General features: G+C 55.9%; 15 protein-coding genes. 13 read left to right on the top strand and 2 right to left on the bottom strand.

Annotated features, from left to right (window positions below; genetic code table 11):
- Positions 1-27 precede the first annotated feature (27 nt).
- From QVF11_RS15585 to sitD, 5 genes are all read left to right on the top strand, one after another.
- Positions 28-990 (top strand): LacI family DNA-binding transcriptional regulator, encoded by a 963-nt coding sequence (locus QVF11_RS15585; RefSeq protein ID WP_112213801.1) that lies wholly within the window; start codon positions 28-30, stop codon positions 988-990.
- A gap of 176 nt (positions 991-1166) precedes the next feature.
- Positions 1167-2084: a metal ABC transporter substrate-binding protein gene (locus QVF11_RS15580; protein ID WP_287858117.1), complete on the top strand. Its 918-nt coding sequence runs from the start codon at positions 1167-1169 to the stop codon at positions 2082-2084.
- On the top strand, positions 2081-2902 hold the full coding sequence (locus tag QVF11_RS15575) for a manganese/iron ABC transporter ATP-binding protein (RefSeq protein WP_287858115.1): 822 nt from the start codon (positions 2081-2083) through the stop codon (positions 2900-2902). The genes QVF11_RS15580 and QVF11_RS15575 overlap by 4 nt, the downstream gene beginning before the upstream one ends.
- Positions 2899-3747 carry an iron/manganese ABC transporter permease subunit SitC gene (sitC, locus tag QVF11_RS15570; RefSeq protein ID WP_110275796.1) on the top strand — a complete coding sequence of 283 codons (849 nt, stop codon included), beginning with the start codon at positions 2899-2901 and terminating at the stop codon, positions 3745-3747. Before QVF11_RS15575 ends, sitC begins: the two co-directional genes overlap by 4 nt.
- Entirely contained in the window at positions 3741-4595 is an 855-nt protein-coding gene (sitD, locus tag QVF11_RS15565) for an iron/manganese ABC transporter permease subunit SitD (RefSeq protein WP_287858112.1), read from the top strand. Before sitC ends, sitD begins: the two co-directional genes overlap by 7 nt.
- A gap of 49 nt (positions 4596-4644) precedes the next feature.
- Here the strand turns inward: sitD and QVF11_RS15560 are convergent, their stop codons facing one another.
- Entirely contained in the window at positions 4645-4989 is a 345-nt protein-coding gene (locus QVF11_RS15560; protein WP_110275798.1) for a nitrous oxide-stimulated promoter family protein, read from the bottom strand.
- Between the two features lie 77 nt (positions 4990-5066).
- Entirely contained in the window at positions 5067-5351 is a 285-nt protein-coding gene (locus QVF11_RS15555) for an Rdx family protein (RefSeq protein WP_110275799.1), read from the bottom strand.
- A 228-nt stretch (positions 5352-5579) separates the two neighbouring features.
- Here QVF11_RS15555 and QVF11_RS15550 point away from each other — a divergent pair, with 228 nt between their 5' ends.
- The 8 genes from QVF11_RS15550 to QVF11_RS15515 all read left to right on the top strand — a co-directional run bounded on the left by QVF11_RS15550 (position 5580) and on the right by QVF11_RS15515 (position 14513).
- Positions 5580-7937, top strand: a complete 2358-nt coding sequence (locus tag QVF11_RS15550; RefSeq protein ID WP_287858110.1) for a TonB-dependent receptor domain-containing protein — start codon at positions 5580-5582, stop codon at positions 7935-7937.
- Positions 7938-8009: 72 nt separating this feature from the next.
- Complete coding sequence (locus tag QVF11_RS15545) at positions 8010-9050, top strand: hemin-degrading factor (RefSeq protein WP_287858108.1); 1041 nt, start codon at positions 8010-8012, stop codon at positions 9048-9050.
- Complete coding sequence (locus QVF11_RS15540) at positions 9047-9865, top strand: heme/hemin ABC transporter substrate-binding protein (RefSeq protein ID WP_287858106.1); 819 nt, start codon at positions 9047-9049, stop codon at positions 9863-9865. Before QVF11_RS15545 ends, QVF11_RS15540 begins: the two co-directional genes overlap by 4 nt.
- A complete protein-coding gene (locus tag QVF11_RS15535) occupies positions 9865-10860 on the top strand; it encodes a FecCD family ABC transporter permease (RefSeq protein ID WP_287858104.1) in 996 nt (331 codons plus the stop codon). The genes QVF11_RS15540 and QVF11_RS15535 overlap by 1 nt, the downstream gene beginning before the upstream one ends.
- Positions 10853-11632: a heme ABC transporter ATP-binding protein gene (locus tag QVF11_RS15530; RefSeq protein WP_287858102.1), complete on the top strand. Its 780-nt coding sequence runs from the start codon at positions 10853-10855 to the stop codon at positions 11630-11632. The genes QVF11_RS15535 and QVF11_RS15530 overlap by 8 nt, the downstream gene beginning before the upstream one ends.
- Positions 11633-12412: 780 nt before the next feature.
- On the top strand, positions 12413-12961 hold the full coding sequence (locus QVF11_RS15525) for a hypothetical protein (RefSeq protein ID WP_130624350.1): 549 nt from the start codon (positions 12413-12415) through the stop codon (positions 12959-12961).
- Between the two features lie 208 nt (positions 12962-13169).
- Positions 13170-13709 (top strand): hypothetical protein, encoded by a 540-nt coding sequence (locus QVF11_RS15520; protein WP_112213812.1) that lies wholly within the window; start codon positions 13170-13172, stop codon positions 13707-13709.
- An 87-nt stretch (positions 13710-13796) separates the two neighbouring features.
- Entirely contained in the window at positions 13797-14513 is a 717-nt protein-coding gene (locus QVF11_RS15515; protein ID WP_287858099.1) for a fimbria/pilus periplasmic chaperone, read from the top strand.
- Positions 14514-14515: the final 2 nt, after the last annotated feature.

Genomic DNA, 14515 nt, shown 5'->3' with positions numbered 1-14515 from the left:
GGCGAAAATATTCAGACAGAAAATGCCATGCCAACCATTGATGATGTATCAAGATTAGCGAATGTCTCCCGAGCGACGGTATCCCGCGTGCTGACCGGCACCAGGGGCGTGCGTGAAGAGAGCCGGGAAGCGGTTTTGCGCGCGGTAGAGGAACTCAACTACCGCCCGAGCTTTGCCGCGCAAAACCTCGCCAGTCAGACATCCAATCACGTGGGGCTGGTGATCCCGGCGAACGATGAAAGCAGCGGCGCGCGCCTGCTGCCAATGTTGTCATTCGCGCTGAAGGGGCTGAATAAAAACCTGATTGTGCAGTACGTGACGGATGCGGCTGAACAAGCAGCGGTGGTTGACGACTTACAGCGACAGTGCGTCGCGGTGGTGGTGCTCGGCGCGGTACCGGCAGATGCGCCGCGCAACGTTATCTCCTTTGACCGATTCAGTATCGCCGGGGTCAATAATCAGGGCTACGACTACGCTTTTGCCACCGAAAGCGCCTGCCGCTACGTGATTGGCAAAGGCCACCGTAATATTGCCCTGCTGACCGATAACGACAGCGATGACGCCAGCCGCCAGATGCTCGAAGGCTACCGCAACGTCCTGCAAAACTACTCCATCCCCTTTAACCGTCAGCTGATGCTGGCGGCCAACGATAACGTTGAGCAGGCGCTGCTGACGCTGATTAATAGCTTCAGCAAATATTCAGTGATTATCGTTAAACGCGACCGCTACGCTGCGGAAGCGATGCGTCTGCTGCGCGAATTCAACATCGCCGTGCCGCAGGAGGTCTCGCTGCTAAGCCTTGAGGATTCTCCCCTCGCCTCGCTGCTGAACCCACCGCTGACCTGTATATCCTGGCCGCTGGAGCCGTTGATGGAAAACTGCATTCAGCGCATCCGCTGCCTGATCGACGAGCGCCCTACCTTCTCATTCGAAGGACGCACGCTGACGGGTCGCCTGATCCCACGCCAGTCGGTGGCTGATTTATCTTAATCTTTGCTCCGGTCTCTCTTCTGACCGGGTTTTCCTCCCATATCGCTTTATTCCCATGCTAATCATTTCCCCCACATCTAAATAAGAATTATTTTCATTTATAAATAGCTTGTGCTATATAACATAGCAATTGCTATAAATGATGATTAATTAACCACAATATTATGAGGGACCTTATGCTGCATCTGCCACCTCTGAAGCACCTGATATTTGCCGCGACTCTGGCGCTCTTTGCCATCGCCCCGGCGCAGGCTAAAGACAAATTCAAAGTCATCACCACCTTCACCGTGATCGCCGATATGGCGCAGAACGTCGCGGGTGACGCCGCCGACGTCAGCTCAATTACCAAACCGGGAGCCGAAATTCATGAATATCAGCCGACGCCCGGGGATATCAAACGTGCGCAGGGAGCACAGTTGATCCTCGCCAACGGCCTGAACCTTGAGCTGTGGTTTGCCCGTTTTTATCAGCACCTGAACGACGTGCCGGAAGTGGTGGTCAGCAACGGGATTCAGCCGATGGGCATCAGTGATGGCCCGTATAACGGCAAGCCTAACCCGCACGCCTGGATGTCAGCGGATAACGCGCTGATCTATGTCGATAATATTCGCGACGCGCTGGCGAAATACGATCCTGAGAATGCCGATACCTATCGCCATAACGCTGAGACCTACAAAGAGAAGATTCGCCAGACCATGGCGCCGCTGAAGGCGGAACTGGCGAAGCTGCCGCAGGATAAGCGCTGGCTGGTGACTAGCGAAGGTGCGTTCTCCTATCTGGCCCGCGATAACGGCCTGCAGGAACGCTATCTGTGGCCGATCAACGCCGACCAGCAGGGTACACCGCAGCAAGTGCGCAAAACCATCGACACCATGAAGAAAGAGCGTATCCCGACTATCTTTAGCGAAAGCACCATCTCCGATAAACCGGCGCGTCAAGTAGCACGGGAAGCGGGTGCCCACTATGGCGGCGTCCTGTACGTCGACTCCCTGAGTGCCGCCGATGGCCCGGTGCCGACTTACCTCGACCTGCTGCGCGTCACCACCGAAACCATCGTCCAGGGTATCAACGACGGACTAAGGAAACAGGCATGAGTCACGAGCTGCCGGGCCTCGCGGTCAACAACGTTAGCGTCACCTATCGCAACGGCCATACCGCCCTGCGCGATGCCTCGTTCAGCGTCCCGCGCAGCTCCATTGCCGCGCTGGTCGGGGTGAACGGTTCGGGAAAATCGACGCTGTTTAAAGCGCTGATGGGCTTTGTGCGCGTGGGCCGTGGCGATATCGCCATTCTCGGTCAGCCGGTTAACCGTGCTCTGCGCCAGAACCTCGTGGCCTACGTTCCACAGGCTGAAGAGGTGGACTGGTCCTTCCCGGTGCTGGTGGAAGATGTGGTGATGATGGGACGCTACGGCCATATGGGCTGGCTGCGGCGGGCTAAACCGCGTGACCATGAGATTGTCGACGCCGCGCTGGAGCGAGTCGGCATGAGCGAGTATCGCCATCGCCAGATAGGCGAACTCTCCGGCGGGCAGAAAAAACGCGTGTTTCTCGCCCGCGCTATCGCCCTGCAGGGGAAAGTCATTCTGCTGGATGAACCCTTTACCGGCGTCGATGTGCAGACCGAAGCCCGTATTATCACCCTGCTGCGGGAGCTGCGCGACGAAGGTTGCACCATGCTGGTTTCCACCCATAACCTCGGTTCGGTAAGCGAGTTCTGCGACTACACGGTGATGGTAAAAGGCACCGTGCTGGCTAGCGGCCCGACGGAAACCACCTTTACCGCCGAAAACCTCGAACTCGCCTTTAGCGGCGTGCTGCGCCATGTCGTACTGAGCGGCGCGGAAGAGAGGATCATTACCGACGATGAGCGCCCGTTTATCAGCCGCCGGGCGGCGGGAGGCGAAAGATGAGCTGGCTGCTGGAGCCGTTTGGTTATCAATACATGCTCAACGCGATGTGGGTTTCGGCGCTGGTGGGCGGGGTGTGCGCATTTCTCTCCTGCTATCTGATGCTCAAGGGCTGGTCGCTGATTGGCGATGCCCTCTCCCACTCCATCGTACCCGGCGTGGCGGGCGCTTATATGCTCGGCCTGCCCTTCGCACTGGGGGCGTTTCTTTCCGGCGGGCTGGCGGCAGGCAGCATGCTGTTTCTTAACCAGCGCTCGAAGCTGAAGGAAGACGCGATTATCGGCCTGATCTTCTCCTCTTTTTTCGGCATCGGCCTGTTTATGGTGTCACTGAATCCCACTTCGGTGAATATCCAGACCATTATTCTCGGCAATATTCTGGCCATTGCGCCGGAGGATATTATTCAGCTGGCGGCGATTGGTTTTGTTTCGATGGCGATTCTGTTGCTGAAGTGGAAAGACCTGATGGTCACCTTTTTCGATGAGAACCATGCCCGCTCGATTGGCCTGAATACCACCGGGCTGAAGCTGCTGTTTTTTACCCTGCTGGCAGCCTGTACCGTTGCTGCGCTACAAACCGTCGGCGCATTTCTGGTGATTTGCCTGGTCGTCACGCCCGGCGCCACCGCCTGGCTGCTGACCGACCGCTTCCCGCGCCTGCTGGCGATTGCCGTAGCTATCGGTAGCCTGACCAGCTTTTTCGGCGCGTGGCTGAGCTACTATCTGGACGGCGCGACCGGCGGGATTATCGTCGTGGCCCAGACGCTGCTGTTTTTAGTTGCTTTCGTTTTCGCGCCGAAGCACGGGCTGCTCGCCAGCCGTCGTCGCGCCAGGGAGGCCTCATGCTGACCGTTCTGCTCGAACCATTCCAGTTCTCTTTTATGATTAATGCCATGCTGGTGGCGATTATCGTTGCCATTCCCTGCGCGCTGCTGTCGGTATTTTTGGTGTTAAAAGGCTGGGCGCTGATGGGCGACGCCATGAGTCACGCGGTATTTCCGGGCGTGGTAGTGGCGTATATCATTGGCATCCCGTTCGCTATCGGCGCGTTTATCGCCGGGCTATTCTGCGCCATCGCCACCGGTTATCTCGACGATAACAGCCGTATCAAGCGCGATACGATTATGGGGATTGTGTTTTCCGGGATGTTTGGCGCAGGGCTGGTGCTGTACGTGTCGATTCAGTCGGAGGTGCATCTCGACCATATTCTTTTTGGCGACATGCTGGGTATTTCCGCCAGCGACATTGTGCAAACGTCGCTGATTGCGCTGGCAATCGCGCTGATTATCGGTCTGAAGTGGCGCGATTTTCTGCTGCACGCCTTCGACCCGAACCAAGCGAAAGCCAGCGGTTTGCGCTGCGGGCTGCTGCATTACGGGCTGCTGTGCATGATTGCGCTGACCATTGTGGCGACGCTAAAAGCGGTGGGGATTATTTTGTCGATTTCGCTGCTGATAGCCCCGGGGGCGATCGCGCTACTGCTGACGCGGCGGTTTGTCAGCGCCTTGCTGCTGGCGGTGGCGATTGCGGTGAGCTGTTCGCTGGGCGGCGTGTGGCTGTCGTTTTATCTCGATAGCGCTCCTGCGCCAACCATCGTAGTGTTGTTTACCCTGTTATTTATTATCGCGTTTGTCTGTACATCGGTTCGCGATAGTCAAACCCAAGCCGATTCCGGCGAGGCCCCGGGTCGCGGCTAGCGCCTTACCCGGGCCACCTGGCTGGGCATCGCCTCCGGGGAACTCACGGCTACTTTTTGGGTCGGTACTTTTCCGGTAACTCCGGCACCGGCCGTTTATCATCAATCAGGTGGCGGATGGTCAGAATCGGGTGCCGCCAGAGCATCCTCGGCCCCGCCCAGCGCATAATTTGCTTCATTTCTTCGCGTTTAGCAGGCTGATAGCAGTGCACCGGGCACTGCTTACAGGCCGGTTTTTCTTCACCAAATATGCACTTATCCAGACGCTTGTCGGCATAGGCGTTGAGCGCCTGATAATGTTCCGCATCTTCATGGGCATCCGGGCAACGGCGCTGATAGAGCGTAATCATGCTGCTAATGGTCTTTTTTTCCCGCGCAATACGTTTGCCCGCCATTGCCTGTTCCTCACCGATAAAGATGCATTAATAATACACATTTAAAGGAGACGATGCAGCCCGATACTCCTTGAGGATTATGCCGGTTTATCCACGTGCCCCAGCGGTTTCTCCGGGAAGCAAACGTCGCGGACCCGACGCTTCAGCTCCGCCGCATCGGGGAAACCACCATCCTGCTTACGCTCCCAAATTTGCACATCATCAACGGTCACCACGAAGATCCCCCCGGTTCCCGGTACCAGGGTCACTGAGCCAATATCAGTGCTGAAACTATGCAGTAGTTCCTGGGCCATCCAGCTGGCGCGCAGCATCCAGTTGCACTGCGAACAGTAGGTAATGGTAATAGCGGCTTTGTGACTCATCGGTTTCTCGCTGTCAGTAAAAGGATGAATTGTAAACAACTTGCAGATTAATTGAGGAATAAATGATTATTTTGTTGCAAACGATAATACCTATCATTACCATTCTCAATCAATAAATGCGACATATACATATGGATTATCGATCGTCCGCAAAGGAATAACGGGACACACCTGCACTCTGGAAGTAACGCGTGAGCCGATACTAATAATTATCAAGGCGTGGCTACTATGTATAACTCCACTCAATCAACAGCATGGTTTAAGAAAAGCCTGCTGGTGACTTCTTTGCTTGCAGCAATCTATCAGACCTCCGCCGGGGCGGCTGATACCACCAACGATTCATCATCCGACGATAGTTCAGAACAGATGACCGTGACCGCGCCAGCCCCCGTGCTGAAAGCGGGCAGCGAGCATTCCATCAGCGCTCAGGAACTGCAGGATAAAGGGGCCAACGACTTTGGCTCCATCATGCGCTACGAACCGCTGATTAGCGCAATCGGCGCCAGCGGCGGTTCCGGCAACGGCAAAAGCGGCTTCGACCGGGGCGGTTATACCGGCTACAACATTCGCGGCATGGAGAGCAACCGCGTCGGTATCGACGTCGACGGCATCGCTCAGCCGAACGCCACCGGGCGCAGCTACGCCAGCCGCGCGGGCCTCAATACTTTCGGGATGGGCCGCGACTATATTGACCCGTACATGTACGGCAGCATCGATATTCAGTCCGGAGCCACCTCAACCGAGACCGCCAACAGCTCCATCGGCGGCAATGTCTCCTTCCGCCCGAAATCCGCAGATGACTATCTGCATCCGGGCAAAACCAGCGCCTTCGGCTACCGCAGCGGCTACAACTCAGCAGACCGCAGCTGGCACAACGGCGTCACCGTCGCCGGCGGTGACGAAACCCTGCGCGGGATCTTCGTCTACAGCCGCCGCGACGGCCAGGAAACAGAAAATAACAGCGGGACCGTCGATTCATACCCGGCTAACTGGCACTCCGACGCCTTTTTAGCCTCCGGGATCTGGCGGCCGAATGACGAACATAAGCTGACCAGCACCTTCGATTACTACCATAAAACCAACCACACCCATTACGATGCCTGGGACTCCAGCGGTAACAGCGTTATCGGCACCTCTAACCAGACCAGCCAGACCCGCCGCTGGGGCCTGAGCCTGAAAGATGACTGGACGCCGATGAATGACTATATCGACAGCGTCTCGACCAAAGTCTACTACCAGCATACTGAGTCCCATGACTGGACATATATGCCGGACAGCATCACCCGTGCGATGCAAACGGTAAGCTCCGACTACGATACCGATACCTGGGGTATTCAGAGCGCGCTGGCGAAATCCATTGGCCGCCACGATCTGAGCGCCGGCTTTAACGCCAGCACCACCAAAACCCAGCGGCCATTAACCCAGTCTCCAACCCCGAGCGCCTTTAGCGAAATCATGCAGCCGGACGCCGACAGCCGAGGCTATATCGTTGCAGGCTTCATGCAGGACAAGATTAACTTTGACCTCGACAGCCATAACTTTGCCGTCATCCCGGGCATTCGCGTAGTACATCAGTCGACTAAGCCGGAGGACGTCTCTGACCTGGCCAACAACAGCAGCGTACTGACCGGTTCTGCCGTCTCAAATCTGTACGGTAAGAACTCCGATACCCAGGCGCTGCCGTCGCTGGCCTTCCAGTACGATATCGCTCCGCGCCTGATGACTTACCTGCAGTACCAGCGCGGGGCGCAGTTCCCGAACGCCAGCCAGCTGTATGGATCCTGGAACCTCGGCTCCAGCTACGCCGGACGCGCACAGTACGCGCTGATCGGTAATACCGATCTGAAAACCGAAACCAGCGATAACTTCGAGTGGGGGATGAAGGGCGAAGTCACCGAAGGCATCACCATGCGCACCGCCCTGTTCTACAACAGCTACAAGAACTTTATCGCCTATACCCGCTACACCCGCGCCAATAACCCAACTCAGTTCACCAACGTACCGTCGAACATCTATACCATCTACCAGGCGGAAAACCGCGATAAAGCCTATATCTACGGCGGCGAAATCAGCGCCAAATTCAATTTTGGCACCTGGTTTGAAGAGGTTAACGGCCTGAGCGCCACCCTCGCCTACGGCTATAGCGAAGGGAAATCGAAATCCAGCTACAGCGGCGACAAGTACGTCGACCTCGATAGCGTCGCGCCAATGAAGGCTATCGTCGGCGTGGCGTGGGACGATCCGGCCAAAGTGTACGGCACCGCGCTGACCGCCACCTTTGTTAAGGGCAAACGCGCGACCGCCACCAACCGCGAAAGCTACACCAACACCGGCTCGGCGATTACCGATTCTACCAGCGAATATATGCGCGTTCCGGGCTACGGCATGCTGGACTGGACCGCTTACTGGCAGGTGGCGAAGAACGTGCGCGTGAACGGCGGCGTGTACAACATCACCGACCGTAAATACTGGGATTATCTGAGCAGCCGCAATATCGAAACGGCAACCAATCAGGATGCCAACGACAGAGCGCTGTCAGTCATGCCGGGTCGTACCTGGCAGTTAGGCGTTAACGTCGATTTCTGATAGGCCAAATAATAAGAAACCTGCTCCCCGGCCGCGCGCCGGGGATACTCATCGTCGAGAAGGATGTGAATTATGCAAAACACCCAACCGCAACATGCTCCGCTGTGGCAACGCTATCTGACCACGAAAGCACAATCTGCCGCAAAATACGCCCGCGATATCGCCGCCGAAATGGGGATTAGCGAAGCCGAGCTGACCGAAGCTCGCCTCGGCCACGATGCCGTACGTCTGATTGACGATGCGCGCGCCATTCTGGCGGCGCTGGAGGCCGTGGGCGAAACCAAATGTATCTGCCGCAACGAATACGCGGTGCATGAGCAGGTCGGCGAATTTACCCACCAGCATCTGAGCGGCCACGCCGGGCTGGTGCTCAACCCACGCGCCCTCGACCTGCGCCTGTTCCTCAGCCAATGGGCCAGCGCTTTTCGCCTGACCGATAACGACCGCCAGAGCATTCAGTTCTTCGACCCGCACGGCGACGCTCTGCTTAAGGTATACACCACCGGGAAAACGGACATGGCGGCCTGGAATGCGCTGATCGCAGAACATACGCAAGAGACCCCCACGCCGCTGGTCATTCGCCCGGCCGATCCGGTGAAATATGCCGATTCTGCCGACGGCACGGCGCTGGAAAACGAATGGCGCGCCATGACCGATGTCCACCAGTTCTTTGGCCTGTTGAGAAAATATAACCTGTCGCGCCAGCAGGCGTTCCGTTTGGTCAGCGATGACCTCGCCTGCCGTCTTGAGAAAGAGGCGCTGCCGGGCCTGCTGGATACTATTCATCAGGATGGCAACGAGATCATGATTTTTGTCGGCAACCGCGGCTGCGTGCAGATCTTCACCGGCGTGCTGGAAAAAGTTGCGCCGATGCGCGGCTGGCTGAATATTTTCAACACCGCCTTTACCCTGCACCTGCGCGAAGATAGCGTGGATGAAGTTTGGGTCACCCGCAAACCGACCTCAGACGGTCACGTCACCAGCGTTGAGCTGTTTGCCAAAGACGGCACGCAGATTGCCCAGCTGTACGGTCAACGTACCGAAGGCCACCCGGAGCAGGAGCAGTGGCGCGCGCAGGTTGACCGTTTGACCACCGAAGGGCTGACAGCATGAAACGCTGGCTGATATTACTCACTGCGTTTCCGCTATTTGCCAGCGCCGCCGCCGAGCGGATTGTCTCTCTCGGCGGCGACGTCACGGAAGTGGTTTATACGCTTGATGCCCAGCAGCATCTGGTGGCGAAAGACAGCACCAGCACCTGGCCTGCCGCCGCGCAGAGCCTGCCGGATGTCGGCTATATCCGCCAGCTAAACGCTGAGGGGATCCTTTCTCTACGCCCGACGCTGGTGCTGGCCAGCGCCCAGGCGCAGCCTTCTCTGGTGCTGAAAAAGGTCGAAGAGAACAAAGTTAACGTCGTCAACGTTCCGGGCGGCTACGACTTTCCGGCAATCGAGAAAAAGATTGGCGTGATTGCCGCGGCCCTCGGCAAACAGAGCGAAGGTGAAGCCCTGCGCCAGAAGCTCCACCAGCAGATCGCGCAAATCCCTTCGCAGCCCATTAACAAGCGAGTGCTGTTTATCCTCAGCCACGGCGGCATGAACACCATGGTGGCCGGAAAACAAACGGCGGCGGATGGAGCCATCCGAGCCGCCGGATTGCAGAATGCGATGCAGGACTTCGACCATTATCGCAGTATGTCCCAGGAAGGCGTTATCGCAAGCCGACCGGACCTGGTGGTGATCTCCGCCGATGGCCTGAAAGGTATGGGCGGCGAAGCCGGACTGTGGAAGCTACCGGGACTGGCGCAGACGCCCGCAGGGCGCAATAAGCAGGTGCAGGTTATTGATGATATGGCTCTGCTCGGCTTTGGCCCGCGCACGCCGCAGGCGGTACTCGCGCTACGGCAAAAAGCGGAGCAATTGCCCTGATGCGTTGCCAACTTACTCGTCATCTGTGGTTAATGACGCTGCTGCTGGTCATCCTGACGCTACTTGCCACTACCCTTGGGGCGATGCGCCTGCCGCTGGCCAGCCTGCTGCCTTCCGGCGATGAGATCCTGAGAAACATCTGGCTGACCATTCGCCTGCCGCGGGTGCTGCTGGCGCTGCTGGTCGGCGCTGCTCTGGCGCTCTCCGGCTGCGTGATGCAGGGGCTGTTCCGCAATCCGCTCGCTGACCCAGGGCTTTTAGGTATCAGCAGCGGCGCAGCGTTGGCGGTAGCCTGCTGGCTGGTGCTGCCGCTGTCAGTACCGGTTCTTGTGGCGCTGTACGCTCCGATGCTGGCGGCGTTTATCGGTAGTATGGCGGTGATGGTGGTGATTTTTATCCTCAGCCGGGCGGGAGACGCTTCGCTCTCGCGCCTGCTGCTGGTCGGCATCGCGATTAACGCCCTTTGCAGCGCGCTGGTCGGGGTGCTGGCGTGGATCAGCAACGATGCCCAATTGCGCCAGCTTTCCCTGTGGGGCATGGGCAGCCTCGGCCAGGCGGAGTGGTCCACTCTGCTGGTGGCGGCCACGCTGATAATCCCGGCGTCTATCTTGATATGGGCGATGGCTTCACGCCTTAATCTGCTGCAATTGGGTGATGAAGAGGCGCATTACCTCGGCGTTAACGTTCGTGCGCTGCAGCGGCTATTGCTGCTGTGCAGCGCCCTGCTGGTGGCGTCGGCGGTGGCGATCAGCGGCATTATTGGTTTTATCGGCCTGGTGGTACCACATCTGATGCGAATGTGGCTGGGGCCGGACCATCGCGGTCTGATCCCCGGTTCGCTGCTGTGTGGCGCAATTTTGCTGCTGCTGGCCGATACGCTGGCGCGCACCGTCGCCGCGCCCGCCGAGATGCCGGTTGGTCTGTTGACCAGCGTCCTCGGTGCGCCGTGGTTCCTGCGGTTGATTTTCCGTCGGGAGAGAGAAACGCATGGATAACCGCTATAGCGCGCGTTCGCTTTCGCTGCGCATGGGCAAGCGCCAGATTATTAATGATGTCTCTCTCCAGCTGCGCGGCGGTGAGATGACGGCGCTGATTGGCCCCAACGGCGCGGGTAAATCGACCCTGTTGCGCCTGTTAACCGGTTTTTTAACGCCGGATAGCGGCGAACGTTTGGTGGAAGGCCGTCCGCTGGAGAGCTGGTCGGCAGAAGCACTTTCACGCCGCCGGGCCGTAATGCTGCAACGCACCTCGCTTCATGCCGACTGGCCGATTGAAACGGTGATCGCCATGGGCCGTTCGCCATGGGGCAGCACGCCAAACGCGGAGATGATCCGTCAGGTGATGGAGGAAACCGGCTGCGATCATCTGGCCGGGAGGCGCTACCCTTCCCTCTCCGGCGGCGAACAGCAGCGGGTTCAATTGGCTCGCTGTCTGGCTCAGCTATGGCGCGATGGCGCGCCTGAGGGCTGGCTGTTTCTCGATGAGCCTACGTCGGCGCTGGATCTCTATTACCAGCAGCACCTTCTGCGCCTGCTCAAGCGCCTGACCCGCAGCAGCCAGCTGCACGTCTGCGTGGTGCTGCATGACCTGAACCTGGCGGCGCTGTGGGCCGATCGCATTCTGCTGTTGCATCAGGGGAAGCTGGTGGCGCAGGGCACACCGCAAGAGGTGGTTCAGCAGCCAATTATTAGCCGCTGGTACGGCGCGGAGGTAAGAATGGGTGAGCACCCGGATACTGCCGTTCCGCAGGTGTATTTGGTGCCGTGAGCGAGTGACAGGTTTCAGCCAGACCTGATATGTCGCAAAGATCGTTCTCCCCCTACCGGAACGATCTTTCATCTTCGTCTGAAGACGCAATATATTCGCCAGTATTTATGTTCACAACTATGTTTATGTAGGTTTCTTTTTTTCTCATTTACCTACAAACAAAAAACATGATCGGCGTCATAATTTAATAAAATATCATGACGTTCTCCCCACGTTTTATTGTAAATGCAATGTGAAGTTTGCAAATAATATTCCTAATAAAAAAACGAATCGTCCTGGTATAATTTCATTCCTGATAAGGTTAATTCGTCAGAAACATGACGCTGGTGAAACAGGGAGAGATATACATTCTGCATCACTCGCTTTTTCCGAGCAATATTTCACTGCATAACCTGTAATTAATGAAGCAATAAACTAGCTTGATTTGTCTTTACAGTTTTTTCATCCTGTTATCATGGTAAATTTTTTGCCCTGTTCTTCCTTTATTGTCATTTTTCTTATGCTTTTCCTTACATTACTGCCGATGAGAAAATTCTTACCTCCTGTGACAGATAGTTAATCACATGAATTAATTAAAAATATCAGCAATAGTATGCGACGATCGATGCGTTACTTTTGATAGCTATGTTCTATTTAATATTGTCTTTCGATAGTTTTAAACGATTGTAAATGAATTTTTCACAATGCTTTAATTCAGGAAAGAAAAGGAATTCATATTAATCAATGTCCCGTAACAGGGTTCTCTATATAACCTCAGGGGTGAGGGAGGGATTTTTTAGTATGAATTATCACTTTATTTCAGATGACAGTTTCTTTCTCCAGGGATTGCGTAAATTACACTCCGGAACAGGTGTTCGCGCGTTCTTTTATAAAGTAAAAGGAATGTGTAGGAAGTATCCTTCACATCCGGGAGATGTGGTGGTCATTGCTGTAAGTAATGCCCGCCTGCGTAATCTTGTTATTAAAAGAAATGAATTTACCCACTGCCGTCTGATGATAATGCAGGATGTTCCGGTCGTTCCCCAGAAACTGACAGGATTTCCCTGGCTACTGCCCAAAAATATCAGCGTGGAGGCTTTTTTCTCAATTATCCAGCGGGCCATCAGAACATATTCTTTTCATGATGAGGTGTCACACCAGACGCTGGCGGTATTTGAACAACTCTGTAACGAGGATTCTCCGGAGAGTATTGCGGAGCATTCAAGGATATGCCAAAAAACAATTTACCGGATAAAACGAAATGTTTTCCGTGAATACGGGTTACTGAATTGTAATTCAGCGGGGGTTTTATTGTGCCGGGATATCCTGGAAATGAAAAAACCTATCTAAATGAACCGGAAAACAAATTAGTTTTATATCTACGCCATTACTGAGAACTGCATTTTTTGTTTAAAAACAATAACATTCATGTTTTATATCAGGGCGAACTTTGTGCTGAATATAACCCATTGATGAATTATCACTGAGGAATGCCGTCCGCTTTTTCGACTGAATTATTTATTCTGAAAAGAATGACTTTCCACCTGGGAGTAAAGAAATGAAAAAACGTATTTTATTCAGTTCGCTGTTAATCAGCTCCGCTCTGCTGCTTTCCGCCTGTGACGGTGACAGCAGTGCAGGTACTGCGCAAAACGCCACCAAAATCCTCGACGGAAAAGCCACCATGGTGCTGCCGGAAGGCTTTGTGAAGATGCCGCAGACGCTGCTGGAAACCAAATACCCGGCAGCCCAGCGCCCGCAGGAAGCCTGGTACGTGGAAAGTGAGGGGGGCAAAGTCTCCATCGCGTTCAGCGCCACCGCTAATGCGGTCAGTGAATCGCAGGTTGCAAAAGTGGCGGATGTGATGAAGCAACAGCTGGGGGCGCTCTCTCCGGTCCTGTCGGAAGTCACCGTCAACGGCAAAAAGATGAGCCGTATTGAGATGACGACCCCGGCGGCGGACGGAAAGATTTTCAACGTCATGCAGCTCTCCTCAAAGGACGGAAAACTGCTGATTTCCACCTTTAATGCCACCGAAGACCTGAAAGACAAATATACGCAGTCCGGAAAGGACGCCCTGTCGACGCTGGACTACTGAGTCTGACGCAAGAATACCGGCCGGTCTGCTTTCGTCCGTCAATACGACGCATCAGACCGGTACCCGGCCTGTGACTGAAAAGGTGAAATGATGTTAGCTACAGCTCGTTATTTACGTAAAAAAGCCGCAACCGGCCTGGTGGCGGTCGCCCTGAGCCTGCTGCCGCTGACGGCGGTCGCTGAAGGGGGTATCTCCATTCAGGGGACGCGCATTATCTACCCTGCCGGGGCAAAACAAACCACGGTCAACCTGAGCAACTCCTCCAAAACCGACACTTTTCTGGTGCAGTCGTGGGTGGAAAATGCCGACGGCAAAAAGAGCCCGGATTTTGTCGTCACCCCTCCGCTTTACGTCAGTAAGCCGGAGAACGGCAATACCCTGCGCCTGATGTATACCGGCGGGCCGCTGCCGCAGGACCGCGAGACCCTGTACTACTTTATCGCCAAGGCCATCCCCTCCGTCAGCCGCGAAGCCACGGAAGGGAAAAACTCGCTGATTCTGGCCTCGGCCAACCGCATCAAGCTGTTTGTCCGCCCGGCTGGCCTGAAGCCTGCGCTGGCCGAAGCGCCGGAGATGCTGACCTTCCGCAAAAGCGGCGGACAGCTGGAAATCAGCAATCCCTCTCCTTACTACCTGACGCTGACGGATGTGAAGGCCGGCAGCCAGAAGATGAACACCGTGATGGTCCCGCCGAAAGGGAAAACCCGCGTGGCGCTGCCTGCCGGCAGCGGCAGCAGCGTGAGCTACCGCACGATTAGCGACCACGGCGCGCTGACGCCAGAAATCAGCAGAAGCGTGAACTGAGA

This window comes from Klebsiella sp. (assembly GCF_027492335.1).
Taxonomy (GTDB): Bacteria; Pseudomonadota; Gammaproteobacteria; order Enterobacterales; family Enterobacteriaceae; genus Klebsiella; species Klebsiella huaxiensis.
The sequence above is the reverse complement of the archived record's forward strand: the minus strand, read 5'-3'. Positions and strand labels throughout refer to the sequence as shown.

Excerpts from the sequence above, each read along its gene's own strand:
- QVF11_RS15585 (WP_112213801.1), top strand. The coding sequence starts at position 28 with ATGCCAACCATTGATGATGTATCAAGATTAGCGAATGTCTCCCGAGCG.
- QVF11_RS15580 (WP_287858117.1), top strand. The coding sequence starts at position 1,167 with ATGCTGCATCTGCCACCTCTGAAGCACCTGATATTTGCCGCGACTCTG.
- QVF11_RS15575 (WP_287858115.1), top strand. The coding sequence starts at position 2,081 with ATGAGTCACGAGCTGCCGGGCCTCGCGGTCAACAACGTTAGCGTCACC.
- sitC (WP_110275796.1), top strand. The coding sequence starts at position 2,899 with ATGAGCTGGCTGCTGGAGCCGTTTGGTTATCAATACATGCTCAACGCG.
- sitD (WP_287858112.1), top strand. The coding sequence starts at position 3,741 with ATGCTGACCGTTCTGCTCGAACCATTCCAGTTCTCTTTTATGATTAAT.
- QVF11_RS15560 (WP_110275798.1), bottom strand. The coding sequence starts at position 4,989 with ATGGCGGGCAAACGTATTGCGCGGGAAAAAAAGACCATTAGCAGCATG.
- QVF11_RS15555 (WP_110275799.1), bottom strand. The coding sequence starts at position 5,351 with ATGAGTCACAAAGCCGCTATTACCATTACCTACTGTTCGCAGTGCAAC.
- QVF11_RS15550 (WP_287858110.1), top strand. The coding sequence starts at position 5,580 with ATGTATAACTCCACTCAATCAACAGCATGGTTTAAGAAAAGCCTGCTG.
- QVF11_RS15545 (WP_287858108.1), top strand. The coding sequence starts at position 8,010 with ATGCAAAACACCCAACCGCAACATGCTCCGCTGTGGCAACGCTATCTG.
- QVF11_RS15540 (WP_287858106.1), top strand. The coding sequence starts at position 9,047 with ATGAAACGCTGGCTGATATTACTCACTGCGTTTCCGCTATTTGCCAGC.
- QVF11_RS15535 (WP_287858104.1), top strand. The coding sequence starts at position 9,865 with ATGCGTTGCCAACTTACTCGTCATCTGTGGTTAATGACGCTGCTGCTG.
- QVF11_RS15530 (WP_287858102.1), top strand. The coding sequence starts at position 10,853 with ATGGATAACCGCTATAGCGCGCGTTCGCTTTCGCTGCGCATGGGCAAG.
- QVF11_RS15525 (WP_130624350.1), top strand. The coding sequence starts at position 12,413 with ATGAATTATCACTTTATTTCAGATGACAGTTTCTTTCTCCAGGGATTG.
- QVF11_RS15520 (WP_112213812.1), top strand. The coding sequence starts at position 13,170 with ATGAAAAAACGTATTTTATTCAGTTCGCTGTTAATCAGCTCCGCTCTG.
- QVF11_RS15515 (WP_287858099.1), top strand. The coding sequence starts at position 13,797 with ATGATGTTAGCTACAGCTCGTTATTTACGTAAAAAAGCCGCAACCGGC.